At 71.2% G+C, this 23,112-nt stretch carries 28 protein-coding genes; 6 read left to right on the top strand and 22 right to left on the bottom strand.

All coding sequences use genetic code 11. The features are described from left to right. Positions 1-129 precede the first annotated feature (129 nt). Positions 130-618 carry a transcriptional regulator BldD gene (gene bldD / locus FG385_RS11505; RefSeq protein WP_020422358.1) on the top strand — a complete coding sequence of 163 codons (489 nt, stop codon included), beginning with the start codon at positions 130-132 and terminating at the stop codon, positions 616-618. A gap of 67 nt (positions 619-685) precedes the next feature. Here bldD and nusB read toward each other — a convergent pair whose 3' ends face one another. The 3 genes from nusB to FG385_RS11490 are packed head-to-tail and all read right to left on the bottom strand — an operon-like array spanning position 686 to position 2,827. Continuing rightward, positions 686-1,135, bottom strand: a complete 450-nt coding sequence (gene nusB, locus FG385_RS11500; RefSeq protein ID WP_139096647.1) for a transcription antitermination factor NusB — start codon at positions 1,133-1,135, stop codon at positions 686-688. Then, positions 1,132-1,695, bottom strand: a complete 564-nt coding sequence (efp, locus tag FG385_RS11495) for an elongation factor P (protein ID WP_139096646.1) — start codon at positions 1,693-1,695, stop codon at positions 1,132-1,134. Before efp ends, nusB begins: the two co-directional genes overlap by 4 nt. A 52-nt stretch (positions 1,696-1,747) precedes the next feature. Continuing rightward, entirely contained in the window at positions 1,748-2,827 is a 1,080-nt protein-coding gene (locus tag FG385_RS11490) for a M24 family metallopeptidase (protein WP_139096645.1), read from the bottom strand. A 38-nt stretch (positions 2,828-2,865) separates the two neighbouring features. On the opposite strand from FG385_RS11490, the gene FG385_RS11485 reads away from it, so the two are divergent. After that, positions 2,866-3,342, top strand: a complete 477-nt coding sequence (locus FG385_RS11485) for a B-4DMT family transporter (RefSeq protein WP_200834405.1) — start codon at positions 2,866-2,868, stop codon at positions 3,340-3,342. Here the strand turns inward: FG385_RS11485 and FG385_RS11480 are convergent. From FG385_RS11480 to FG385_RS11435, 10 genes are all read right to left on the bottom strand, one after another. Then, on the bottom strand, positions 3,339-4,841 hold the full coding sequence (locus FG385_RS11480) for a glycoside hydrolase family protein (RefSeq protein ID WP_139096644.1): 1,503 nt from the start codon (positions 4,839-4,841) through the stop codon (positions 3,339-3,341). The genes FG385_RS11485 and FG385_RS11480 overlap by 4 nt on opposite strands. Positions 4,842-4,886: 45 nt before the next feature. Beyond that, a complete protein-coding gene (locus FG385_RS11475; protein ID WP_139096643.1) occupies positions 4,887-5,798 on the bottom strand; it encodes a GNAT family N-acetyltransferase in 912 nt (303 codons plus the stop codon). Continuing rightward, entirely contained in the window at positions 5,795-6,226 is a 432-nt protein-coding gene (aroQ, locus tag FG385_RS11470) for a type II 3-dehydroquinate dehydratase (protein ID WP_139096642.1), read from the bottom strand. The genes FG385_RS11475 and aroQ overlap by 4 nt, the downstream gene beginning before the upstream one ends. After that, entirely contained in the window at positions 6,223-7,332 is a 1,110-nt protein-coding gene (gene aroB / locus FG385_RS11465; protein WP_139096641.1) for a 3-dehydroquinate synthase, read from the bottom strand. Before aroB ends, aroQ begins: the two co-directional genes overlap by 4 nt. Then, a complete protein-coding gene (locus tag FG385_RS11460; protein WP_200834404.1) occupies positions 7,329-7,865 on the bottom strand; it encodes a shikimate kinase in 537 nt (178 codons plus the stop codon). The genes aroB and FG385_RS11460 overlap by 4 nt, the downstream gene beginning before the upstream one ends. Continuing rightward, positions 7,862-9,049 carry a chorismate synthase gene (gene aroC, locus FG385_RS11455; RefSeq protein WP_139096640.1) on the bottom strand — a complete coding sequence of 396 codons (1,188 nt, stop codon included), beginning with the start codon at positions 9,047-9,049 and terminating at the stop codon, positions 7,862-7,864. The genes FG385_RS11460 and aroC overlap by 4 nt, the downstream gene beginning before the upstream one ends. Positions 9,050-9,082: 33 nt before the next feature. Beyond that, a complete protein-coding gene (locus FG385_RS11450) occupies positions 9,083-9,766 on the bottom strand; it encodes a prepilin peptidase (RefSeq protein WP_235022517.1) in 684 nt (227 codons plus the stop codon). A 197-nt stretch (positions 9,767-9,963) separates the two neighbouring features. Then, on the bottom strand, positions 9,964-10,605 hold the full coding sequence (locus tag FG385_RS11445) for an anti-sigma factor family protein (RefSeq protein WP_139096639.1): 642 nt from the start codon (positions 10,603-10,605) through the stop codon (positions 9,964-9,966). Continuing rightward, positions 10,602-11,114: a sigma-70 family RNA polymerase sigma factor gene (locus FG385_RS11440; RefSeq protein WP_139096638.1), complete on the bottom strand. Its 513-nt coding sequence runs from the start codon at positions 11,112-11,114 to the stop codon at positions 10,602-10,604. Before FG385_RS11440 ends, FG385_RS11445 begins: the two co-directional genes overlap by 4 nt. Continuing rightward, a complete protein-coding gene (locus FG385_RS11435) occupies positions 11,111-11,503 on the bottom strand; it encodes a hypothetical protein (RefSeq protein WP_139096637.1) in 393 nt (130 codons plus the stop codon). Before FG385_RS11435 ends, FG385_RS11440 begins: the two co-directional genes overlap by 4 nt. Positions 11,504-11,606: 103 nt before the next feature. Between FG385_RS11435 and FG385_RS11430 the strand changes: the two genes are divergently transcribed. Further along, complete coding sequence (locus FG385_RS11430) at positions 11,607-12,056, top strand: Rieske (2Fe-2S) protein (RefSeq protein ID WP_139096636.1); 450 nt, start codon at positions 11,607-11,609, stop codon at positions 12,054-12,056. Here FG385_RS11430 and FG385_RS11425 read toward each other — a convergent pair. Further along, positions 12,053-12,505: a PTS sugar transporter subunit IIA gene (locus FG385_RS11425; protein WP_139096635.1), complete on the bottom strand. Its 453-nt coding sequence runs from the start codon at positions 12,503-12,505 to the stop codon at positions 12,053-12,055. The genes FG385_RS11430 and FG385_RS11425 overlap by 4 nt on opposite strands. Further along, positions 12,502-12,810: a glucose PTS transporter subunit EIIB gene (locus FG385_RS11420; protein ID WP_139096634.1), complete on the bottom strand. Its 309-nt coding sequence runs from the start codon at positions 12,808-12,810 to the stop codon at positions 12,502-12,504. The genes FG385_RS11425 and FG385_RS11420 overlap by 4 nt, the downstream gene beginning before the upstream one ends. A gap of 98 nt (positions 12,811-12,908) precedes the next feature. Between FG385_RS11420 and FG385_RS11415 the strand changes: the two genes are divergently transcribed. Genes FG385_RS11415 through FG385_RS11405 form a run of 3 tightly spaced genes read left to right on the top strand, consistent with a single transcriptional unit; the run spans position 12,909 to position 15,767 of the window. Beyond that, complete coding sequence (locus tag FG385_RS11415; protein ID WP_139096633.1) at positions 12,909-13,658, top strand: GntR family transcriptional regulator; 750 nt, start codon at positions 12,909-12,911, stop codon at positions 13,656-13,658. Between the two features lie 15 nt (positions 13,659-13,673). Further along, on the top strand, positions 13,674-14,894 hold the full coding sequence (locus FG385_RS11410) for a PTS transporter subunit EIIC (protein ID WP_139096632.1): 1,221 nt from the start codon (positions 13,674-13,676) through the stop codon (positions 14,892-14,894). A 54-nt stretch (positions 14,895-14,948) separates the two neighbouring features. Beyond that, positions 14,949-15,767, top strand: a complete 819-nt coding sequence (locus tag FG385_RS11405) for a serine hydrolase domain-containing protein (RefSeq protein WP_139096631.1) — start codon at positions 14,949-14,951, stop codon at positions 15,765-15,767. Here the strand turns inward: FG385_RS11405 and FG385_RS11400 are convergent. From FG385_RS11400 to FG385_RS11370, 7 genes are all read right to left on the bottom strand, one after another. Beyond that, a complete protein-coding gene (locus FG385_RS11400; RefSeq protein ID WP_139096630.1) occupies positions 15,760-16,707 on the bottom strand; it encodes a D-2-hydroxyacid dehydrogenase family protein in 948 nt (315 codons plus the stop codon). The two genes, FG385_RS11405 and FG385_RS11400, sit on opposite strands and share 8 nt — an antisense overlap. Before the next feature lie 27 nt (positions 16,708-16,734). Further along, positions 16,735-17,583, bottom strand: a complete 849-nt coding sequence (locus FG385_RS11395) for a shikimate dehydrogenase (RefSeq protein ID WP_139096629.1) — start codon at positions 17,581-17,583, stop codon at positions 16,735-16,737. Then, positions 17,573-18,949 (bottom strand): endolytic transglycosylase MltG, encoded by a 1,377-nt coding sequence (gene mltG, locus FG385_RS11390; protein ID WP_139096628.1) that lies wholly within the window; start codon positions 18,947-18,949, stop codon positions 17,573-17,575. The genes FG385_RS11395 and mltG overlap by 11 nt, the downstream gene beginning before the upstream one ends. Positions 18,950-19,083: 134 nt before the next feature. Continuing rightward, positions 19,084-19,575, bottom strand: a complete 492-nt coding sequence (gene ruvX / locus FG385_RS11385) for a Holliday junction resolvase RuvX (protein WP_139096627.1) — start codon at positions 19,573-19,575, stop codon at positions 19,084-19,086. After that, positions 19,572-22,232 (bottom strand): alanine--tRNA ligase, encoded by a 2,661-nt coding sequence (gene alaS / locus FG385_RS11380; protein WP_139096626.1) that lies wholly within the window; start codon positions 22,230-22,232, stop codon positions 19,572-19,574. Before alaS ends, ruvX begins: the two co-directional genes overlap by 4 nt. A gap of 59 nt (positions 22,233-22,291) precedes the next feature. Further along, positions 22,292-22,594 (bottom strand): hypothetical protein, encoded by a 303-nt coding sequence (locus FG385_RS11375; protein WP_139096625.1) that lies wholly within the window; start codon positions 22,592-22,594, stop codon positions 22,292-22,294. Next, positions 22,591-23,001, bottom strand: coding sequence for a DUF948 domain-containing protein (locus FG385_RS11370; protein ID WP_139096624.1), 411 nt, complete (start codon positions 22,999-23,001; stop codon positions 22,591-22,593). The genes FG385_RS11375 and FG385_RS11370 overlap by 4 nt, the downstream gene beginning before the upstream one ends. Positions 23,002-23,112 lie beyond the last annotated feature (111 nt).

Below are 23,112 nucleotides of genomic sequence, written 5' to 3'. Positions count from 1 at the left end.
GCCCCCTTCCCGGGGCAGCAATTGCTTGACCTGGTGACGACAATGCGTAACCATTACTCTGAGTATTCAGTGCGGCAGTCCCACGGCGGTCCTCCCGACCGGCTGGGCGAGGAAACGGAGAACCACCAGATGGGCGATTACGCCAAGGCGCTCGGGGCCAAGCTCCGCGGTATCCGCCAGCAGCAGGGCCTGTCCCTGCACGGGGTCGAGCAGAAGTCCGGGGGCCGCTGGAAGGCGGTCGTCGTCGGGTCCTACGAGCGCGGGGACCGCGCGGTGACCGTACAGAAGCTGGCCGAACTGGCCGACTTCTACGGTGTACCGGTCGTCGAACTGCTCCCCGAGGGCCGCGTCCCCTCGGGCGCCGAGCCCGCGACGAAGATCGTGATCAACCTCGAGCGGCTCCAGCAGCTGCCGGCCGAGAAGGTCGGCCCGCTCGCCCGCTACGCGGCGACGATCCAGAGCCAGCGCGGTGACTACAACGGCAAGGTGCTCTCGATCCGCACCGAGGACCTGCGCTCGCTCGCGATCATCTACGACATGACCCCGGGTGAGCTCACCGAGCAGCTCATCGACTGGGGCGTGCTGCCGCCCGAGGCCAGGCCGGCCAAGGAAGACTGAGCGAGCCGGGCGAAATCGTGCCCTCCGGGGGCGAACCCCGCCCGGTGCCGATAGCGCGGGCCCTCGTTTACAGGACCGCGCGGAGGCGGTCGGCGATCGTGCCGATGCGGCCGAGTACGCCGTTGACGAACCGGGGCGAATCGTCGGTCGAGAGCTCCTTGGCCAGCCCGACCGCCTCGTCGATCGCGACCGGGTCGGGCACGTCCGCGGCCCAGAGCAGCTCGTAGACGCCGACCCGCAGGACGGCCAGATCGACCGGCGGCATCCGGTCGAGCGTCCAGCCCTGCGCGTGCTCGCTGAGCAGTTCGTCGATGCGCTCGCGGTGCGCCCCGACGCCTTCGACGAGCGAAATCGTGTAGTCCCCGATCGGCTCCACCGCCGTCGAGCCGACCCGCTCGGACAGCAGCGTCACCGGATCGAGGGAACGCTGCGCGGCTTCGTAGAGGATCTCCACCGCGCGCCTGCGCGAAGCGCGGCGGCCGACCTGGCCACCGCGCCTGCCTGCCGGTGAACTCAAGACGAGACCCTGCCCAGGTACCGCCCGTCGCGGGTGTCGACCTTGACCTTCTCGCCGGTCGAGAGGAACAGCGGGACCTGGATCTCCGCGCCGGTCTCCAGCGTGGCCGGCTTGGTGCCGCCGGTGGACCGGTCGCCCTGCAGGCCCGGATCGGTGTGCTGGATGACCAGCTCGACCGACGTGGGCAGCTCGACGTACAGCGGCTCGCCCTCGTGCGTGGCGACCTGGGCCTCGGTGTTCTCCAGCAGGTAGTTCGCGGCGTCGCCGACCGTCGCGCGCGGGACGGTGATCTGGTCGAACGTCTCGCCGTCCATGAACACGTAGTCGGTGCCGTCGTTGTACAGGTACGTCATGTTCCGCCGGTCGACGGTGGCGGTGTCCACCTTGGTCCCGGCGTTGAACGTCTTGTCCACCACCTTGCCGGAGAGCACGTGCTTGAGGGTGGTGCGCACGAAGGCGCCGCCCTTGCCCGGCTTGACGTGCTGGAAGCTGACGACGGACCACAGCTGTCCGTCGAGGTTGAGCACCAGGCCGTTCTTCAGGTCGTTGGTGGTGGCCACGGGTAGTCCAGTTCTCCTAATGAATTTTTCAGTGTCCGCTCCGTGCTCGCACCTAGACGACCACGAGTTCCTTGCCGCTCAGGGTGAGGAGTTCGGGAGCCGGGTCCCGCACGACCAGCGTGTCCTCGATGCGCACGCCACCGCGGCCGGCGAGATAGACCCCTGGCTCGACGGTGACCGTCATACCAGCGGCAAGTGTACCGTCGCCCTTCTTCGCCAGGTTGGGTGCCTCGTGGATCTCGAGCCCGACGCCGTGCCCGAGACCGTGGGCGAACTCGTCGCCGTGGCCGGCCCGCTCGATGACCTCGCGCGCGGTCTTGTCGACCTCCTTCGTCACCGCGCCCGGCCGGACCGCCGCGGTGCCCTCGGCCTGCGCCTCGGCGACGAGTTCGTACAGTTCGCGCTGCCAGTCCGCGGCGTGGCCGAGCACGAGCGTGCGGGTCATGTCGGAGTGGTAGCCCTCGACGGTCGCGCCGAAGTCGAGCTTGAGGAAGTCCCCGGCGGCGAGCACGGCGCCGGTCGGCCGATGGTGCGGGATCGCCGAATTCGCCCCGGTCGCGACGATGGACTCGAACGACCGCGCCTCCGAACCGTGGTCGAGCATGAGGTTTTCCAGCTCGCGCGCGACCTCGAGTTCGGTGCGGCCGGGCCGGATCCCGCCCCGTTCGACGAGGCCGGCCAGTGCGGCGTCGGCGGCGGCGCAGGCACGGCGCACGGCATCGATCTCGTGCTCGTCCTTGACCAGCCGCAGCCGCTCGGCGAGACCGGGCAGGCGGACGAGTTCCGCCTCGTCGGCCAGTGTCTTGAGCGCTTCGAACTGCTCGACGCTGACGTGGTGGCTTTCGAAACCGGTGCGCCCCCGCGCGCGTTTGGCGAGCGCCGCGGCACTGGCCCGGTCATCGACCAGTTCGAGGTCGGGCACCTCGGCGCCGGCCTGCGTGACGTAGCGGCCGTCGGTGCAGAACAGGGTGCGTTCGTCGCCTTCGGCGTCGAGCAGCAGCGCCGCGTTCGAGCCGGTGAACCCGGTCAGGTAGCGGATGTTCAGCAGGTTCGTGACGAGCAGCGCGTCGGCTCCCGCCTGGCGGACCAGTTCGCGCAGCGCGTCCCGGCGGGGAACATGGAGATCAGGCACCTGGTCACCTTACTTGCGGGTTGTCTTACAGTGGCACGATGCGGCCCTGGTTGACGCGCGGACTCCTGATGGCGGTGCTGCACGGCGTCGCCGACACCGCGCTGGCGAAGGCGAACGTGTACGACCCGACCGGTCTGCTCACCACGAAGATCGTCGTGATCGCGCTGCTGGTCGGCGCGGCCGCGCTGTGGAGCGCGGTCGACGCCTGGCTTCGCCGCCCGGACTCGGGGCGCACCTGGGTGATCGCCGCGCTGTTCGCGGGCCTGGCCTCCGGCGTGCTGTACGTGATCGGCCGCGGCATCTTCGTCGACCAGGCCGGAACCTCCGAGGTACAACCGGCGCTGACCGGCGGCGCCGCGTTCACCGCGCTGCTGATCCTGGTGCCCGCGGGGCTCGGCCTGTTCGTCGGCGCCCGGCTCACCCGGCCCGAACCGGCTCCGGCGGACGAAAAGCCGTCCCCCACCCCACGGCGGCGGCGCGCGCCTTCGCCTTCACCGCGAGCCAGGCAGGATTAGTTCCCCAGCGTCGCGGCCTGCGGGTAGGAATGCCACCGTGCCGCGCTGACCGGCTCGACGGCGGAGCCGTTGAGCGACGCGACCGAGTTCGGGTGCGCCGGCCACAGCTTCCCGTCCAGGAGGAACCCGAGGCCAAGACCGGGTGCCTGCACCGCGGGGGCACCCGAGCCCAGGTGCGCGGCCACGGGCACGCCGTCGAGCGCGGCGATCCGCTGGTCCAGCACATGGGTGGCGAGTTGCTCGGCAACCGAGCGGCGGTCGATCCGGACCACCTTGCCGTCGACGACGAGGTCCATCGTGCGCACCGGCGAAGGCATGGCGAACCCGTCGAGCACGCCGAGCGTGCGCCGCGCGTCCGCGCAGCCCTGGATGCCGGTCACGTCGAGGCCGAAATGCCGCAGGTCGGTGGGGGCGTTCGCCTCGCCGACGCGTGTCGCGCGCATGACGTCGAACGGGACCCGGCCGCAGGGGTCCGCCGTTTCGGCGGGCGCGTGGCCGTCGGGCCGGCGAACCAGGCCGGGGCCTTCCTGCCAGGGGCCGGGGATCGTCACCGCCTGGTAGGGATGCGCGGTGAAGTCGCGGTTCCAGAAGGTGAGGGTGGTGCCGCCCTGCGTCTCGTGCGCGATCGCGAAGGCGCCGAGCGCGTCGACCCATTCGAGATCGGCGCTGAAGGCGTCCACCACCGAGGTCGTGCGTGGCGCCGTGGTGCTCGCGACGGCGGTGAAACCCTTGCCCGTCAAGGATTCTACGCCGACGGCGAAGGTCGGGTCCTTGGCGCGCAGGATGAACTGGCCGGCCCCGTTCCACCCGGCGCCGCTGCCCGTGGTGTCGGTGAACATCAGGTAGAACCAGCCGTCGAGGTAGACCGCCGCAGGCTGGCCGACGCCGTAGAGGTTGTCGCGGTGCACATCGTGCGACGGGCTGACGATCGGGCCCGGGACCCGGGTCCAGGTGAGGCCGTCGGTGCTGGTGGCGAGCCCGATCGCGTTGCCGAGGGCGTGATCGCCCGCCGCGCCGGTGTAGTAGAGGTAGTAGATCCCGTCGACCCGGATGACCGAGGGATCGCACGTGTGCGCCCCGTCGAAATGGCCGGGATCGCCCGAAAGCACCGCGGGCGGCGCGCCGCCACCGGGCCCGGTGAAGGGGCCGTCGAGCGAGGCCGATTCGCCGTAGAGGATGTCGTCTCCCGGCGGGAGCGCGAACGGGTACTGGCTGCACCACCACATCCGGACCTTGCCGCCCTCGATCATGACGGTCGGCCCGTAGTTGTAGGGCGCGCCCGCTCCGCCGGCCGCCACGACGCCCGAACTGTCGCGGTCGGCCGCCGTGCTGAGCGCGACGTTCGACGGGGCGGGCTCCCGGGAAGCCGGCGTGCCGCCCAGCCCGCCGGCCGGGCCTTCGGCCTGGGTCTGCGCGGTGCCCGGGCTGCAGGCGGCCGCCGCCGCGCCGAGCGCGACGGTCAGCAGCGCAGCGGCCAGCCGATGACGGAACCCGCGCATATGGTGGTGACCCTCTCTCTTACGGCCCACCAAGTGTAGAGAGGATTAGCCCGGTGGGGTGACGCGGACCGCCACCAGCTCGATCTCGAAACCGTCCTCGTTCGCCAGATAGGCGGCGTAGTGCGCGGGCCCGCCGGCGTGGGGGTACTTCTCGCCGAACAGTGGTCGCCAGCCGTGCCGCGCGGCGGCCCCGGCGAGTTCGTCGACGCGCCGCGCGGTGTCGGCATGCAGCGCGAGGTGATTGAGCCCGGGGCGGCACCGGTCGTGCTGCTCAGCGGTCAGGGCCGGTGAACGTTCGACGACGAGGTAGGTGGCGCCGAGCTTCCAGCTGACGCCGTCCGGCCAGCGCTGGTACTCGCGCCAGCCGAGTTCGGTGAGCAGCCAGCCGAGGCTGGCTTCGGCCCGCGCGAGATCCGGCACCCACAGCTCGACGTGGTGCAGGTGACCGGGTTTCCCCGGCAGCGCGACGTGCACCCGGTGCCGCGCGCCGTAGTGCTCCTCGGCACCGACATCGTGGAAACCGAGCCGCCGGGCCAGTTTCAGACTGGCCACATTGGACTCGTGGACGAGCGCCCACACCGCGGGCAGGCTCACGGTGGCGAACCCGTGGTCGAGCAGCGCGGCGACGGCTTCGGTCGCGAAACCGTGGCCACCGTGCGCGGGGTCGAGGAAGTACCCGATCTCGGCGGTACCTTCGGGCAGCACGCCGGACGGCCGCAGATGCGCGACGCCGATCACGGTGCCGCCGCGCTCGATCGCCCAGTGCCCGAGCCCTTCGGGCCCGCGGTAGGCGAGGCGCCGCTCGATCATCGCGCGGCACCGCGACGGGTCACTGAAGTCGGCCGCGAGGTACCGGCTCCGCCCGGGATCGGCGAAGATCCGCAGGATCGCTTCGCCGTCGGACGGGTCAAGACCGCGCAGCCTGAGCCGGGGCGTGCGCAGGACGGGAACGGTCACTTCGCGTTTTCGGCCAGCCAGCGCAGCGCGAGGGGGTAGCCGGGTACGCCGAGACCTGCGATGACGGCCGTCGCGATATCGGACAGGACGCTGTGGTGGCGGAACTCCTCACGCTTGTGCACGTTCGAGATGTGCAGTTCGAGCAGGGGCGCGGTCAGCTGGGCCGCAGCGTCCCGGACGGCGACGGAGTAGTGCGTCCAGGCCCCGGCGTTGAGCACCACCGGGAAACCGCCGTCGGCGGCCTCGTGCAGCCAGCCGACCATTTCGCCCTCGTGATCGGTCTGGCGTACCTCGACGTCCAGGCCCAGTTCGCCGCCGGTCCTGACGCACAGTTCCACGAGATCGGCATACGTCGTCGAGCCGTACACGGCCGGCTCCCGTTTGCCGAGGCGCCCGAGATTGGGACCGTTGAGCACGAACACTTTCACAGCAGCACGCTCCCGGACTGGCCCGGCTCGCCGTCCGCGACGGCCGAGTACGCGGCCGCGAGCAGTGCCGGATCCGGCCCTTCGAGACGGCCCGGCTTCGCGAGACCGTCCAGCACCACGAACCGCAGGACACCCGAGCGCGTCTTCTTGTCCCCGCGCATCGTTTCCAGCAACTGCGGCAGCGCGTCCGCGTCGTAGCTCGTCGGCAGGCCGAGCAGCTTCAGCACCTTCGCATGACGGTGCGCGGTCGCGTCGTCGAGACGGCCGGCGAGCCGGGCCAGTTCGGCGGCGAACACGAGCCCGACGCTGACCGCCGCGCCGTGGCGCCACCGGTAGCGCTCGCGCCGCTCGATCGCGTGGCCGAGGGTGTGACCGTAGTTGAGGATCTCGCGCAGATCGGACTCGCGCAGATCGGCCGCCACGACGTCGGCCTTCACCTGGATCGAGCGGCGCACCAGCTCACCGAGGACCTCGCCCTGGGTGTCGATCGCCCCGGCGGGATCGGCCTCGACGAGGTCGAGGATCGCCGGATCGGCGATGAACCCGGCCTTGACGACCTCGGCCATCCCGGCGACGAGTTCGTTGGGCGGCAGGGTTTCCAGCGTGGTGAGGTCGGCCAGCACCGCGGTGGGCTCGTGGAAGACACCGACCAGGTTCTTGCCGGCCTCGGTGTTGATCCCGGTCTTGCCGCCGACCGCCGCGTCGACCATGCCCAGCAGCGTGGTGGGCACGTTGACCAGCCGCACCCCGCGCATCCAGGTGCCGGCGACGAAGCCGGCGAGATCGGTGACGGCGCCGCCGCCGAGCCCGACGATCACGCCCCGCCGGTCGAGGCCGATCCGGCCCAGCACCTCCCAGCAGAAGCCGGCCACCGTCAGCGCCTTGCCGTCCTCGGCGTCGGGGATCTCGACCCGGTGGGCGTCGAGACCGGCCCCGCCCAGCTCGTCGCGGATCGCTTCGGCCGTCGTGGTCAGGGTGGGCGGGTGGAAGATCGCGATCTTCGACGCGTCCCGCACCACGTCGGTGAGCTCGCCGAGCAGGCCACGGCCGAGCACCACCTCGTACGGGCGGCCGGTCGCGACCTGGATCCGCACCGGTTCGGTCACCGTGTCTTCTCCCCCGTCTTCTCCGCTTCTTCCGTCAGCTGGGCCGCGATGACGGCCACGACCTCTTCGGGCGTGCGCTCGTCGGTGCCGACCTCCATCGTGGCGACCGCGCGGTAGACCGGCAGCCGTGCCTCGAGCAGCTCACGGTACGTGGCGCGCGGGTTCACCCCGGCCAGCAGCGGGCGCGCGGTCGACAGCCCGACACGCCGCACGCCGACCGCGAAACCCACGTTGAGGAACACCACGTGATGCCCGCGCAACCGGTCCTGGGTGACGGGTGTCAGCACCGAGCCGCCGCCGACGGACAGCACGCCTTCGTGCTCGCGCAGCGCCTCGGCGATGACCTCCGCTTCGAGCTCGCGGAAGGCGGGCTCCCCGTCTGTGGCGAAGATGTCGGCGACCGGCCGGCCCGCGCGCGCGACGATGTCGTCATCGCTGTCCCGGAACGGCACGCCGAGCTCCGCCGCGAGCAGCGGGCCGACGGTGCTCTTGCCGGACCCCGGCGGCCCGGCGATCACGATGCAGGGCTTCACCACCGCTCCTCCAGTGCCTCGAGGTAGCCCTCGGCGTTGCGCCTGCTCTCGGCGAGCGAATCGCCGCCGAACTTCTCCAGCGCCGCGTCGGCGAGGATCAGCGCGACGACCGACTCCAGCACGACTCCGGCGCGCGGTACCGCACACACGTCGGAACGCTGGTGGATCGCGACCGCCGGCTCACCCGTCGCGACATCCACAGTGGACAGTGCTTTGGGGACGGTCGAGATCGGCTTCATCGCGACCCGGACCCGCAGCGGTTCCCCGTTGGTGATGCCGCCTTCGAGACCACCCGCGCGGTTCGACCGCCGGGTCACGCCGACGGGACCGGACCCGCGGTCGATCTCGTCGTGCGCCTGGCTTCCCCAGCGGCGGGCCGTGGTGAAACCGTCGCCGACCTCGACGCCCTTCATCGCCTGCACGCCCATCAGCGCGCCGGCGAGGCGGGCGTCGAGCCTGCGATCCCAGTGGACGTGCGAACCGAGGCCCGGCGGCAGCCCGTACGCGATCACCTCGATCACGCCGCCGACCGTGTCACCCGCCTTCCGCACCGCGTCGACCTCCGCGATCATCGCGCCGGTGGCCTCCTGGCCGAACGCCCGAACCGGGCTCTCGTCGATCGCCGCGAGGTCGCCGGGGCCGGGCAGCGGGCCCTCCGGTGCCTCGGCGGCGCCGATGGAGATCACGTGGCTGATGATCTCCACGCCCAGCAGTTGCCGCAGGAACGCGCGCGCCACTGTGCCGAGCGCCGTGCGGGACGCGGTCTCGCGCGCGCTCGCCCGTTCCAGGACCGGGCGGGCCTCGGTGAACCCGTACTTCTGCATGCCCGGCAGGTCCGCGTGGCCGGGGCGGGGACGGGTCAGCGGCTCGTTGCGGGCGAGACCCTCCAGCTCGGCCGGGTCGACCGGATCGGCCGCCATGACCTTTTCCCATTTGGGCCATTCGGCGTTGTCGATGTGGACGGCGATGGGGCCGCCCTGGGTCAGGCCGTGCCGGACACCGCCGAGGAACTCGATGTGATCGGTCTCGAAGCCCATCCGGGGACTCCGGCCGAAACCGAGCCGCCGGCGGGCGAGCTGCTCGCCCACCTCGGCGGTGGTGACCTCGACTCCGGCCACCATCCCTTCCAGCACGGCGGCCAGCGCGGGCCCGTGCGATTCACCTGCGGTTATCCAGCGCAACACCTCACGATCCTGTCACGTCGCACGTCGCCAGGCTCAAGCGCCCATGGCTGTGCCGGGAAAGACCGCGACCAGCCAAGTCGCGAACAGCAACCCGGGCCCGTGCGGCACCCCGCGTTCCCAGCGGCGCACCACGGCCAGAACCACCGCGGCGATGGCGGCGAGCGCGGCCGCGACCGCGAGCGACACCCAGCTCACCGCGCCGAGCACGGCGCCGAGCGCGCCGGCCAGCTTGACGTCTCCCGCGCCGAGCGAGCGCCGGGACAGGGCATGAGCCAGCAGGTGCGGGCCGCCGAACAGCGCGGCACCGCCCAGCGCGCGCAGCACCAGGCCCGGACCGGGACCCGCGAGCGCCGCCGCGCACACAGCCGCCACGAGGATCGGGTACGCCGGCAACGTGAGCGCGTCGGGCAGGCGACGGTGCCGCAGATCGGCCGCGGCGAGCGGCACCGCGAGCGCGGCCAGCGCCAACGGGACCGGGAGCCACCAGAACGGCCAGGCGCCACCGAGCCAGCGCCACGCCGTGACCAGCCCGAGCGCCGCCGCGACCGCCGCGACCGGGGCGAGCGGCACGGGGGCCGGGGCACGTGCCCGGGCGAGGGCGGCTGAGCCGAGCATGGCCAGCGCCGCACCGGCGAGGGCGAGCAGTACGGCGCAGACCGGCCCGGCGGCACCGGCGAGAACGGCGAATCCGGCGATATGGCGAAGTTCTTCGATCACGCGTTCGAGCCTTCACCAGCGGCGATCGCGCTCGCAAGAACGAGTTGTGCCGATCCGGCCAGAGGTAGATAGACCCGAAGCACCGCGCAACCGGCGCTACGCAGGCCGGATAGCCGCGACCGTGGTCGGATTGGTACGAACGGCCCGGCACGACTTGCCCACTGGTGCGCGCACGAGTGGGCAAGTCGTGCGGAACGTCAGGGCTGCCAGCGCAGCAGCGTCAGCCCGGAGGCGCTCCGGAGCTCGAGAGACCGGATCTGGTCCGGGGCCATCGACGTGTCGAGCGACATCGTCGCCGTGCGGTTGGGATTCGCCCACCAGGTCGCGAGGTTCCGTTCCGTGCCGTCGGGCCGGATGGCTACCAGCACGTAGTCCGCCCCCTGTTTCGCTCCCTTGTACTCGCACGACATGTCCACTCTGGACCCGCCGTCGACCTTGGCGACCGCCACCGTCGCCTGGACCGGGGCACCGATCAGCGAGGTCATCGGGCTGCCCGGGACACCATCGCCGCCCAGCCCCTGGGGCAGCACCACCGCCACCGCCACCGCGGCGGCCGCCACCGCACCGACGGCGAACGTCGCGACCGTGCGGCGGCGCCGGATCCTGCGGACGGTGCCCACGATCGAGGGCAGCGTGCCGCCTGGCGGCTCCGCCGGATCCACCATCTCCGGCTCCACCTGTGCCAACAACCCCGGCAGCCCGGCCAGCTCCTGCACCGATCGCGCGCAGTCCGGGCACTCCTTCAGATGTGCCTCGAATGCCGCGCGGTCCTCAGGCGACAGCGCACCGAGCACGTACGCCGCGTCATAGGTTTCGAACCGGTCCGCCGGCCTGCTCACTGGGTCACCCCCCGCTCCTCCAGCGCGAGCCGCAGGGCCCGCAACGCGTAGTGCGTCCGCGACTTCACCGTGCCGGGCGCCACGCCGAGGAACTTGGCCGCGTCCGCGACCGAGTACCCCTGGAAGTAGCACAGCCCCAGCACCTCACGGTGCGCCGCCGACAACTCCCCCAGTGCCTCGGCCACGAGCCAGCCCTGCAACGCCCGCTCCGTTCCGTCCGGGGTGGCCAGCTCCGGTGGCGCGTCGGTCATCACCTCCGACCGGGCGGCCGCCGAGCGCCAGCCGTCGATCGCGATCCGCCGCGCCACCGTGAACAACCAGGCCCTGGCCGACCCCTGCGACTGGTCCAGCACCCGCGGATGTTTCCACGCGCGCAGCAGGGTCTCCTGCACCAGATCTTCGGCCCTGGCCCGGTCTCCGCCGGTCAGCCTGAGCGCGTAGGACCAGAGCGCGGCCGCGTGATCCTCGTGCAGCGCGCGCATCAACTGGTCGTCCGCGGCTTCCTTCATACCCGGGCGACCGCCTTCGCCCCGCTCCGCGACCGCACGAAGATCAGCGCGGCCCCGAACACGACACAGCCGGCCTCGGTGACCACGCCCCACACCTCCGAGGCCATCGTGAACCGCTCGTGCACCCCGAACAGGCCGCCGGGGGTCAGCGAGATCAGGTACGCGATCAACGTCACCGCGCCGAACCCGATCGCGCCCAGCGCCGGCAGCCAGTGCTGCCACACCAGCACCGCGACCGCGATCACCACCCCGGCGACCGCGTTCACCATGAACAAGGGCCCGATCGTGGCGATATCGGAGTAACCCTGATTCGCGTAGAGGTCGTAGTGCACCCACGCCGACCCGAGCAGGCCCAGGATCACCAGGACCCGCAGCACCCACGCCACCATGCCCAGCCCCTCTCCTCGACTCCGAAACGTACAACCGTTTCCACGAGGACACCCCCGCCGAGGTTCAGTGAACCGATCCGGGGGTCAGTACGTGATCACGGGCATGACTGCTGAAACACCCACCCGTCGTACCGTCCTGACCTCTGGCGTGGCCGTGGCCGGTGCCGCCGCCGGTGCGGTCGCGCTGGCAGCCTGTGGCACCGACTCGGGCAACTCCACCTCCAGCGGAAGCTCGGGAGCGCCGGTGGCGCCCGCTCCTTCAGGCGCCACCGTCGGCGCACTGTCCGAGGTGCCGGTCGGGCAGGCCAAATCGGTGACCGTGAGCGGCCAGCCGGCGATCCTGGCACGCCCGACCGACACCACCGCGGCCTGCTTCAGCGCCATCTGCACCCACCAGGGCTGCACGGTCGCACCGTCGGGCGGCCAGCTCAACTGCCCGTGCCACGGCTCGGTGTTCAACGCGCTCACCGGCGCGGTGGAGAAGGGCCCGGCGGAGAGGCCGCTGCCGTCGATCCCCGTCAAGGTCGACGGGAGCAACGTCGTAACCGCCTAATTCCACAAAAACAGCTGCGCACCGGCGGTCACCGAACCGGCGGTGCGCAGCTGCGACAACCCCTCCGCGGGTGCGTCGAGCGCGATTACCGGGACCACGGGCGAGTAGCCGGCCGCGCGCACCGCGTCGGGGTTCCACCGGATCAGCGGCTGCCCCGCCCGTACCGATTCGCCCTTCACCACGTGCAGCGTGAAGCCCTCGCCCTTCTGCTTTACCGTGTCGATGCCCAGGTGCACGAGCACCCCCTTGCCGTCGGCGCCGGCGACCACGAACGCGTGCGGATGCAGCGTCACCACGGTGCCGTCGATCGGCGCCACCGCCTCCTGCTCGCCGCCGGCGGGCTCCACTGCGACCCCGGGCCCGACCATCGCCTGCGCGAACACGGGATCGGGCACCTCGCTCATCGGCACCGCCCGCCCCGGCACCGGGCTCGCGACGACTGTCGTCACAGCAGGTCCTGAATATCCGAGGCGATCGTGTCGGCCTCCGGGCCCACGATCACCTGGACCGCCGCGCCCATCTTCATCACGCCGTGCGCGCCCGCCTTCTTCAGCGCCGCTTCGTCCACCACCGAGCCGTCCTCCAGTTCGCAGCGCAGGCGCGTGATGCACCCTTCGATTTCGATGATGTTGTCGGCGCCGCCCAGCGCCGCGAGGATCTTTTCCGGCCTGTCGTCGGCCACGGCGGCCTCCTTCTCACTGGTCTGAACACGTTCCCGTAACGGTGGTTGACACCTCAACGGTGTTCGGAGCATTCTGCCCCATCAAGAAATGGTCTAGACCGGAACGTACCAATCTTCGGCGCCGGGGGCGAGACCTCGCGACGAAGCCGAAACATAGGGGAGGTGGCGGCATGGCGGCACCCGACGCCGCCACCGGGCGGGTGGTCGACGGCCCCACGCCGAAACACGCGCAGCTGCGGGAGATCCTGCGCCGCTCGATCGAGCGGGAGCTCTCACCCGGCTCCGCGATCCCCTCGGAGCGGGAACTGGCGCAGCGCTACGCCGTGTCCCGGCTGACCGTGCGGTCCGCCATCGGGAAGCTCGTCGAGGAGGGCCTGCTGACCAGGGCACGGGGCAAGGGCACCTTCACCGCGACGCGGCGGATGGAGTTGCGGCCGTACCTCATGTCGTTCACCGGCGACATGAGGCGGCGCGGTCTCGTGCCCACGACCGAGGTACTCGCGAGGTTGCTGGAGATCCCGCCACGCACGAACGCGAACGCGCTCGGCCTGGCCGCCGGAGCGCAGGCGTACCGGCTCTCCCGCCTGCGCCGGGCCGACGGGGTCCCGCTCGCGCTCGAGCGGGGCTGGTACCACCCCGGGCCGCTGCCCGGGCTGCTCGAACTGGACCTCAGCCGGTCGCTGTACGAGCAGATCGCACTGAAGTACGACCTCCGCTTCGACCGCGCCAGGCAGACCGTCTGGGCCGAAGCGGCGGACCGGGAGACCGCGCGGCTGCTCGGCATCCGCACCGGCGCCCCGCTCCTCGTCTTCCGCCGGATCTCCACCGCCCGTGGCGAACCGGCCGAGGACATGACGTCCTGGTACCGGGCCGATCGGTACCAGGTCAGCATGCAACTGGACCCGACCATCCCCGCCTGAACACGGAGGTATGCCGTGAGCACCACCACCGAAGGACCGGCGAAAGGCCAGCGGAGGGGCGTCGCCGGGCTGCAGCGCTTCGGCCGCAGCCTGATGCTGCCCATCGCGACCCTGCCCGCCGCCGGCTTGCTGAGCCGGCTCGGGGGCGACGACATGCTCGGCCGCTGGGACGCGACGAAGAAGGTCGCCGCGGTGCTCGCCGCCGCCGGTGGCGGGCTGTTCGACTGGCTCCCGCTGCTGTTCGCCGTCGGCATCGCGGTCGGCTTCGCCCGCCGCGGCGACGGTTCCACCGGGGTCGCCGCCGTCGTCGGCTTCGTCGTGTTCAACAAGGTCGTCCAGGTGTTCGCCCCGATCAGCGATCTGCAGGGGTTCAAGGAAGGCTGGTACCTGCAGCCGATCAAATGGCCCTACAGCGTGCTCGGCGGGGTGATCGTCGGCCTGGTGACGGCGGTGCTGTGGCAGCGGTACCACCGCATCAAGCTGCCCCCGTACCTGGCGTTCTTCGGCGGCCGCCGGTTCGTGCCGATCATCAACGCGTTCGTGCTGCTGCTACTGGGCGTGGTCTTCGGCCTGATCTTCCCGCCCATCGACAACGCCATCAACCACGTGGGCAGCCTGGTGACCGGCGCCCCGATCGTCGGCGGCGGGGTCTACGGCGTGCTCAACCGCCTGCTCCTGCCGTTCGGCCTGCACCAGCTGATCAACGTGCCGGTGTGGCTGATCTTCAACGGCGGTGACATCACCAACTTCTTCAACGGCGACCCGCACGCGGGCGCGTTCACCACGGGCTTCTTCCCGATCTTCATGTTCGCGCTGCCCGCGGCGGCGCTGGCGATCTGGCGGACCGCCCGGCCGGAACAGAAGAAGGTGGTCGGCGGCATCATGATCGCGGCCGCGCTCACCTCGTTCCTGACGGGGGTCACCGAACCGATCGAGTTCTCGTTCATGTTCGTCGCCTGGCCGCTGTACATCGTGCATGCCGTGCTGACCGGCCTGTCGCTGGCGATCTGCAACGCGCTGGGCATCCACCTCGGGTTCTCCTTCTCGGCGGGCGCGATCGACTTCGCGCTCAACGCGGGGGCTCCGGCCGCGAGCAAGGCCTGGTTGCTGATCCCGATCGGCCTGGTCTACGCGGCCATCTACTACTTCGTGTTCCGGTGGGTCATCACGAAGTGGAACCTGCGGACCCCGGGTCGCGAGGAGGAAGGCACCGACGCGGGCGACACCAGCGCCTGAGCCATGGGGCCCGGCGCGGGATGCGCACCCGGCCCCACGACGTAGGGTGAGCCCGTGGACAGCGTGCGCGGGATCGACGAGTGGCCGGTGGACAACGCGGCGGCGGCCGTGATCGCCGCGGACGGCACCGTGCCGGGGCGCCACGGTGACGAGCACCGGCAGTTCCCGCTCGCGTCGGTGACGAAGCTGCTCACCGCGTACACCGCGCACATCGCGCTCGAAGAGGGCGTCGCCGAACTGGACACCCCCGCCGGGCCGGCAGGGTCGACGATCCGTCACCTGCTCGCGCACACCTCGGGGCTCGCCTTCAACGAGCACCGCCAGGTGGCCGAACCCGGTACGCGGCGGCTCTACTCCAACGCCGGGTTCGAGGAACTCGCGGACGCGCTCACGGAGCAGTCGGGGATCCCGTTCGCCGAGTACCAGTCCGAGGCGCTGTTCGTCCCGCTGGGCATGGGCGCGACCAAGCTCGACGGCTCCCCCGCCGCCGGTGCCGTCTCGTGCCTGCGCGATCTGATCGCGTTCGCGGCGGAGCTGCAACGGCCGACCTTGCTCGACCCGGCCACGCTCGCCACCGCGACCGAGGTCGCCTTCCCCGGGCTGAACGGCGTGCTGCCCGGGTTCGGGCACCAGAAGCCGAACGACTGGGGCCTCGGGTTCGAGATCCGGGACTCGAAGCGTCCACATTGGACGGGGGCGCGCAGCTCGCCGCGCACGTTCGGGCATTTCGGCCAGTCCGGCACGTTCCTGTGGGTCGATCCGGACGCCGGCGCGGCCTGCGTGGCGCTCACCGACCGCGCGTTCGGCAACTGGGCGGCCGAGTTCTGGCCGCCGTTCACCGACGCCGTGCTGGCGGAACTGCGGCTCAGCTGAGACTCATCACCCGCACCGGTTCACCCGCCCGATACGCGGCGATGTCCTCGACGGCGTCGCGGAAGAAGACCTCGTACACGTCCTTCGTGACATAGCCCAGGTGCGGGGTGAGCAGCGCGTTGCCCAGCGCCCGCAGCGGATGGGCCTCCGGCAGCGGTTCGACCTCGAACACGTCGAGCGCGGCGCCGCCGATCGCCTTGCGGCGCAACACGTCCAGCAGCGCGTCCTCGTCGACGATCGGGCCGCGCGAGGTGTTCACCAGCAGCGCGTCCGGCTTCATCAATGCCAGTTCGGCGGCTCCGACCAGGCCCCGGGTGCGCCTGCTCAGCACGAGGTGCACGGAGAGGATGTCCGAGCGTTCGAACAGCTCCTCCTTCCCGACGGCGGTGACGCCGTGCTCCGCGGCGCGCTCGGCGGTCAGGTTCTGGCTCCACGCGATCGTGTCCATCCCGAACGCCTGCCCTACCTTCGCCACCCGCGAACCGAGCCGGCCCAGCCCCAGCAGGCCCAGCGTGCGCCCGTGCAGCGGGATGCCGACCGTGCTCTGCCAGCCGCCCGCGCGCATCGCGGGCAGTTCGACGTCGAGATGCCGCATCGCGCCGAGGATCAGCGCCCACGTGTGCTCGGCCGTCGGATGGGACAGGTAGCCGGTGCCGCACACCAGGATCCCGTGCTCTTCGGCGGCCTTGAGGTCGATCGCCGCGTTGCGCTGGCCCGTGCTCACCAGCAGCTTCAGATCGGTCAGCCGGGCGAGCAGGTCCGCCGGGAAGCGGGTGCGCTCTCGCATCGCGACCACGACCTCGGCCCCGGCGAGCCGGGCTACCAGGTCGTCCGGATCGGCGATATGCGAGGTGAACACCTCGATCTCGGCGCCGAGGGGCTTCCAGTCGGCGAAGTCCAAGGCCACGTTCTGGTAGTCGTCGAGGATGGCGATCTTCACGCGGCTGACGTTACCCGCTCGGGCAACTCAGCCCAGCGGCAGCGGCAAGACGTTTTCCGTGGCCTGCCGCAGCGCGTCGCGCATCGCCTCGCGCGGCGCCGGGAGCCCGGTGAACTGCTCGACCTGCCCGAAAGCCTGATGCAGCAGCATGTCCAGCCCCGTCGCGATCCGGCCGCCGCGTGCGGCGACTGCTTCGGCCAGCGGGGTCGGCCATGGGTGGTAGATGACATCGAGAACGCATTCAGCCGTCGCGAGTTCGGCCGCGTGCGCGGCGATCGCCGCCGGCGGGACCGTGCTCACGAGCACCGAAGCGCCGGAGACGAGCTTCGCGAAGTCCGTGTCCGCCCACACCAGGATTTCGGCCTCCACCCCGGCGCGTGCGGCGGCGGCCAGGGTCTCGGCCGCCCGCCCGGGATCCCGCACGACCAGCCGCGCCCGCGTGATGCCCAGTTCGGCGAAGGTCACCACGGTCGCCGCCGCCGTGCCGCCCGCGCCGAGGATCACCCCGGTCGAGCCCGGCGATGCCGCGAAACCACCCGCGACGCGCAGTGCGCCGGCGACCCCGTCGATATCCGTGCAGTCGGCGGACCAGCCGGATGCCGTACGCACCAAGGTGTTCGCCGCGCCGGCCGCGACCGCCCGCGCGCTCGCGCGCGCCGCGAAGTCGAGCGCGGCCCGCTTACCCGGCATGGTCACCGACAACCCGGCCCACTCCGGGCCGAGCCCGGCCACGAACGCGGGCAGCCCTTCGGCGTCCATCTCGATGCGCTCGTAGGTCCAGTCCGCCAGACCGAGCGCCCGGTACGCGGCACCGTGCAGCACCGGGGACAGTGAATGCGCCACCGGCTTGCCCAGGACGGCGGCCCTAGTAGGCACCGCGCTGCCTCGCGAGTGCGACGTTCTGGTTGTGCTCGGCCTGCGTCGACGCGAAGCAGGACAACCCGTTCTTCTCGCACTTGACGAAGTACATCCAGTTGCCGTCCGCGGGCTGCAGCGCCGCCTGGATCGCCGCCGCGCTGGGCGAACCGATCGGCGTCGGCGGCAGGCCCGCGACCGAGTAGGTGTTGTACGGATCGGGACGGGCACGGTCGGCGTCGGTGGTGGTCACGACCGGTTTGTCGAGCAGGTAGTTCACCGTGGAGTCCAGTTGCAGCCGCATGGCGACAGCGAGCCGGTTGTAGATCACGCGCGAGATCTTCTCGAAGTCCTGTTTGACGCCTTCACGTTCGATCAGCGAGGCGATCACCAGCACCTGGTAAGGATTCTGCCCGGCCACCGTGCTGGCCGCGGTCAGGCCCGCGGCCTGGATCGTCGTCGCCGAGTTCTTGAGGACGAACCCGAGCAGCTGGTCGGCCGTCCAGCCGGGCTTGACGTCGTAGACACCGGGCGCCACCAGCCCTTCGATCCGGCGGGGATCGGTGCTCTTGGCCGCCACGTTCGCGGCCCAGTCCGGCACGCCCATCGCCTTCAGATCCGCCGACGCCGCGACCTTGCGCAGGTCGTCGACGGAAATGCAAGTGCTCTGGCCGTTGAGCTGAGCGCAGGAAGCCTTGGACAGCAAGGTGAACACGCCGGGCGTGAGGGTGCCGTCCGGCTGGGTGACGTCGTCGAGCTGGGTGCCCGCCCGGACCTGGAGCACGCCGACCCGCGCGTCGGGTGTGGTCAGCTTCGCGACCGCGGCGGCGCCGGACATCTTCGTCTTCATGACGTAATAGCCCGGCTGCAGGCTCAGCACCTTCGCATTGCCCTCGCTGGCCTTGACGAAGGCCTTGGCGCTCGCCACGACGTCCGTCTTCGTCAGCTCCGCCCCGATCGCGTTCGTCGAGTCGCCGTCGCCGATCTCGATGATGACGTCGGAATCCCCCGAGCCCTGGTAGTCGGCGTACCCGAAGATCTTCTCGATGCCGAACCAGGCGCCGCCGCCGATGAGCGCGATCACCGCGAGCGCGGCGACCCAGCGGAACATCCGCCTTCCCCGCTTCGCGCGCCGCGGCGGCTCGTCCGGGCCGTCGGGGGGCTCGATGTACTCCGGCTCGGCCCGCTCGTCGTCGTAGTCTTCTTCGTAGTCGTCGTCTTCGGCGTACTCGTCGTCCGCGTACTCGTCTTCGTAGTACTCGACGTCCTCGAACGGGATGACCTCGGTCGGTGTCTCGTCCGGCGGGATCTGCCGTGGTCGCCGCCGCGGTGGCGGCTGGCGCTCGTTGAACAGGTCGAGACCGTGGTCGGGGCCGGGGCGCCGCATCGGGGGGCGGCTTGGGGGCGGCTGCGGCGGTGGCGGTGGCGGTGGCGTGGCCCGCGCGTGCCGCGGCGCGTAAGGCGGCGGGCCGTCGGGGCGGCGACGCCGGCCACCGGGCGGAGGCGGCGGAAGCTCTCGGCTCACGATCGACCCTCCCGCGCCAGATAGGCAGCCCGGCCGTCCAGCCAGCCCTGCAGTATCTCGACCGCGGCGGCCTGATCGACCACCGCTCGCTGCTTGCGTCCCTTGACTCCGCGCCGCGACAGCATGCGGGCCGCGCTGACCGTGGTCAAGCGTTCGTCCGCCAACCGTACCGGCACCGGAGAGACCCGGTCCGCGAGCTGTCCGGCGTAGGCAACGGCGATCTCGGCGGCGGAACCGTGCCGGTCCGCCAGTGTCCTCGGCAGTCCCACGATCACCTCCACCACTTCGTGCTCGGAAACGAGCGCTGCCACCTGATCGAGGTCACTGTCCCTATGCGCATCACGCGACAGGGTAACGAGCGGGGTCGCCAGGACGGGGGAGGGATCACTGAGCGCGATGCCGACCCGGACGGATCCGACATCCACCGCAAGCCGCCGGCCGGCCCCGGGATCGGACTCCCCGGGCCGGTCGGCGTTCGGTGTGCTCACCCGGCGGCGACCGCGGAGCGCAGAGCCGTGATCGCCTGCTCGATGCCGGCCGGGTCGGTACCGCCGCCCTGGGCCATGTCCGGCTTGCCACCGCCGCGTCCGCCGACCGCCTGCGCGAACGAGGGCACGAGCTTGCCGGCCGCGAAGCCCTTGTCGCGCGCGTCCGGCGTGGTGGCCACGACGAAGCTCACCTTCTCCCCCTGTGACGCGAACAACGCGACGACCGCCGGCCGCGAACCGAGCCGGCCTCGCACCTCGGCCGCCAGCGCCCGCAGGCCGCCACCGTCGACCGCGCCGTCCACCTTCTCCGCGACGAGCAGGATCCCGTTGATCTCCCGCGCCTTGTCCGCGAGCGAGCCGGCCGAGCCGAGCACCTGCTGGGTCTTGAGCTGCTCGATCTCCTTCTCCGCGTTGCGAAGCCGGGTCAGCACGTCCTCCACGCGCGAGGGCAGTTCGGCCGTCGGCACCTTCAGGGTGCCCGCGAGCTGGGAGACCAGCAGCTGTTCCTTGCGCACGTGCTTGAGCGCGTCGGTGCCCACCAGCGCCTCGACCCGGTGCACGCCCGAACCGATCGACGAGTCGCCGACCAACTTGACCAGGCCCAGCTCCCCGATCCGGCCGACGTGCGTGCCACCGCACAGCTCGCGCGAGTAGTCGCCCATGTCGACCACGCGCACCTCGTTGCCGTACTTCTCGCCGAACAGCGCGACCGCGCCCAGCTCGAGGGCCTTGTCCTTGGTGGTGACGTAGCTCTGCACCTCGACGTCGTGCTGGAGGTAGTCGTTGACCTCTTCTTCGACCTCGGTCAGCACATCCGCCGACACCGGACCGGGAGTGGTGAAGTCGAACCGCATCCGGCCGGGCGAGTTGAGCGAACCCGCCTGCGCCGCGCGACGGCCGTAGGCACCGCGGACCGCGGCGTGCACGAGGTGCGTGGCCGAGTGCGAGCGCGCGATCGACCCGCGGCGAGCGCCGTCGACCGAACCGGTCACCTCGGTGTCCAGGCCGATCTCGCCCTCGATCACCTCGACGCGGTGCACGAACAGCCCCGGCACGACCTTCTGCACGTCGAGCACCTTCGCTTCGCCGCCGTCGCCGACGAGCACACCGGTGTCGGCGACCTGGCCACCGCTTTCGGCGTAGAACGGGGTGCGGTCCAGCACCAGCTCGGCCTTGTCACCGGCACGGATACTGCGGGCGCTCTGCCCGCCTTTCAGCAGGCCGATCACCTTCGCGGTCGCCTGCAGGTCGGTGTAGCCGAGGAAGTCGGTCTCGCCGTGGCGCTCCAGCAGATCGCGGTACACCGAAAGGTCGCCGTGGCCCTTCTTGCGGGCCGCCGCGTCCGCCTTCGCGCGCTGGCGCTGCTCCTCCATGAGCGCGCGGAAACCGGCCTCGTCGACCTCGATCCCTTGCTCCGAAGCCATTTCCAGGGTCAGGTCGATCGGGAAGCCGTAGGTGTCGTGCAGCTGGAACGCCTTGTCCCCGGCCAGGACCGTGCCGCCCGAGGCCTTGGTGTCCGCCGCGGCCAGGTCGAAAATCCGCGAGCCGCTGGTGAGCGTGGCGAGGAACGCCTCCTCCTCCACGCGCATCACGTCGCTGATACGGTCGAAGTCGCGGGCGATCTCCGGGTACGAGGGCGCCATCGCGTCCCGCACGACCGCGGCGAACTCGGGCAGCACCGGCTCCTGGACGCCGAGCAGCCGCATCGAGCGCACGATGCGCCGCAGCAGGCGGCGCAGCACGTAGCCACGAGCCTCGTTGCCCGGGGTGACGCCGTCACCGATCAGCATCACACCGGAACGCGCGTGGTCGGCGATGACGCGGAAGCGGACGTCGTCGGTGTGGTCGGTGCCGTAGCGGCGGCCCGAGAACTCCTCGGCCCTCGCGATCACCGGGCGCACCAGGTCGGTCTCGTAGACGTTGTCCACGCCCTGCAGCAGGTACGCGACCCGCTCGATGCCCATGCCGGTGTCGATGTTCTTCTTCGGCAGCGGGCCGAGCACGGGGCCGCCCTTCTTCGGGCTCACCTCGCCCCGCGTCTCCTGCATGAAGACCAGGTTCCAGATTTCGAGGTACCGGTCCTCGTCCATCGCGGGGCCGCCTTCGCGGCCGTGCTCGGGGCCCCGGTCGTAGTAGATCTCCGAGCAGGGCCCGCCGGGACCCGGCACGCCCATGTCCCAGTAGTTGTCCTCCGCGCCGCGCAGCTGGATACGGCTCTCCGGGATGTCGGTGGCCTTGCGCCACAACGCCGTCGTCTCCGCGTCGTGTTCGTAGACCGTCGCCCAGATCCGGTCCGGGTCGAGGCCGAGCCCGCCCTCGGACTGCGGCTTCGTGATGAACTCCCAGGCCAGGGAGATGGCGCCTTCCTTGAAGTAGTCGCCGAAGGAGAAGTTGCCGGCCATCTGGAAGAACGTGTTGTGCCGGGTGGTCTTGCCGACCTCGTCGATGTCGCCGGTGCGGACGCATTTCTGGATGCTCGTCGCGCGCGGGTACGGCGCCGGGACGTCACCGAGGAAGTACGGTTTGAACTGCACCATGCCTGCGTTGACGAACAGCAGCGTCGGGTCGTCGAGGATGAGCGACGCGCTGGGCACGCGGGTATGGCCGTTCTTCTCGAAATGCTCGAGGAATCGCTTACTGATCTCGTGTGTTTCCACTGGTCTTTCCTTGGGGTCTACGGGCGGGGCGAACGGCGACGGCGGAGAGCCCGCGGCACTCAGCTCTCCGCCCGGCGCGCTCGCGCCGGGCGCGGCCGGGTGGTGCGCCGGCCTTCGCCGGGGTGCGGCGCGCGCACTCCCGACCGCTGTTCCACCATGTCCCGTAACTCCTGTTCGCGCTCGTCCATCCCGGCCCGGACGTCGGCGCCGAACGAACCGATGGCACCCGCCAGCTCCCGCGCCGCGTCGCCGAGGTTCTCCGCCAGCCCGGCCGGTGTCGCCTGGCGAGCCGTCCGGCCCGCCTTGCGGGTGACCGCGATCCCGGTCGCGACACCCACTCCCAGCCAGAATAGCCGCTTCATGACCGGCCGCTGCCCTTGCGACCGCGGCGCGAGTGCTTGCCCTCGGCGCCGTCCTTTGCCTTCCGGCGCGCGCGGATCGCCTTGCTCACGCCGTAGGAGAAGGCCGCCGCCTTGACCAGGGGGCTGCCCAGCGTCGCGGTGAACACCGAGGACAGCGCGGACACGTTGCCGGACACCGCCTGCGCGTTGGCCGTGATGCCCTCGACCCGCTCGAGCTGGGTGTTGACGTGGGTGATGGTGTCGTTGGCGCCGATGAGCAGCGGATCGCTGCGCTCGTGGGCCTTGCGGATCGCGATCGTCGCCTCGTCCAGAGTGCGGCCGAGCTTGATCAACGGGATCGCCACCAGCACCACCAACAGCACGAATGCGCCTGCGGCGATGAGCGCGGCGATCTGCCCTGCCGACACGGGGACCCTCCTAGAACTGGCGACGGCGTGAATGCCGGTCAGGCTACCCTGCGGCCCGGCCTCCAGCTGGGCTACCCCTCACGCGAGCCGGGCCCCACCACCCGCGGGTTG

Source organism: Amycolatopsis alkalitolerans, assembly GCF_006152065.1.
GTDB lineage: Bacteria > Actinomycetota > Actinomycetes > Mycobacteriales > Pseudonocardiaceae > Amycolatopsis_E > Amycolatopsis_E alkalitolerans.
Note: the sequence above shows the minus strand (reverse complement) of the source record. Positions and strands in the feature narration are given on the sequence as shown.

Bases quoted from the DNA above. Each gene is read 5' to 3' on its own strand.
- bldD (WP_020422358.1), top strand. From the start codon at position 130: ATGGGCGATTACGCCAAGGCGCTCGGGGCCAAGCTCCGCGGTATCCGC.
- FG385_RS11485 (WP_200834405.1), top strand. From the start codon at position 2,866: ATGCGGCCCTGGTTGACGCGCGGACTCCTGATGGCGGTGCTGCACGGC.
- FG385_RS11480 (WP_139096644.1), bottom strand. From the start codon at position 4,841: ATGCGCGGGTTCCGTCATCGGCTGGCCGCTGCGCTGCTGACCGTCGCG.
- FG385_RS11440 (WP_139096638.1), bottom strand. From the start codon at position 11,114: ATGAAGGAAGCCGCGGACGACCAGTTGATGCGCGCGCTGCACGAGGAT.
- FG385_RS11435 (WP_139096637.1), bottom strand. From the start codon at position 11,503: ATGGTGGCGTGGGTGCTGCGGGTCCTGGTGATCCTGGGCCTGCTCGGG.
- FG385_RS11430 (WP_139096636.1), top strand. From the start codon at position 11,607: ATGACTGCTGAAACACCCACCCGTCGTACCGTCCTGACCTCTGGCGTG.
- FG385_RS11420 (WP_139096634.1), bottom strand. From the start codon at position 12,810: ATGCTCCGAACACCGTTGAGGTGTCAACCACCGTTACGGGAACGTGTT.
- FG385_RS11415 (WP_139096633.1), top strand. From the start codon at position 12,909: ATGGCGGCACCCGACGCCGCCACCGGGCGGGTGGTCGACGGCCCCACG.
- mltG (WP_139096628.1), bottom strand. From the start codon at position 18,949: ATGCGGCGCCCCGGCCCCGACCACGGTCTCGACCTGTTCAACGAGCGC.
- FG385_RS11375 (WP_139096625.1), bottom strand. From the start codon at position 22,594: ATGAAGCGGCTATTCTGGCTGGGAGTGGGTGTCGCGACCGGGATCGCG.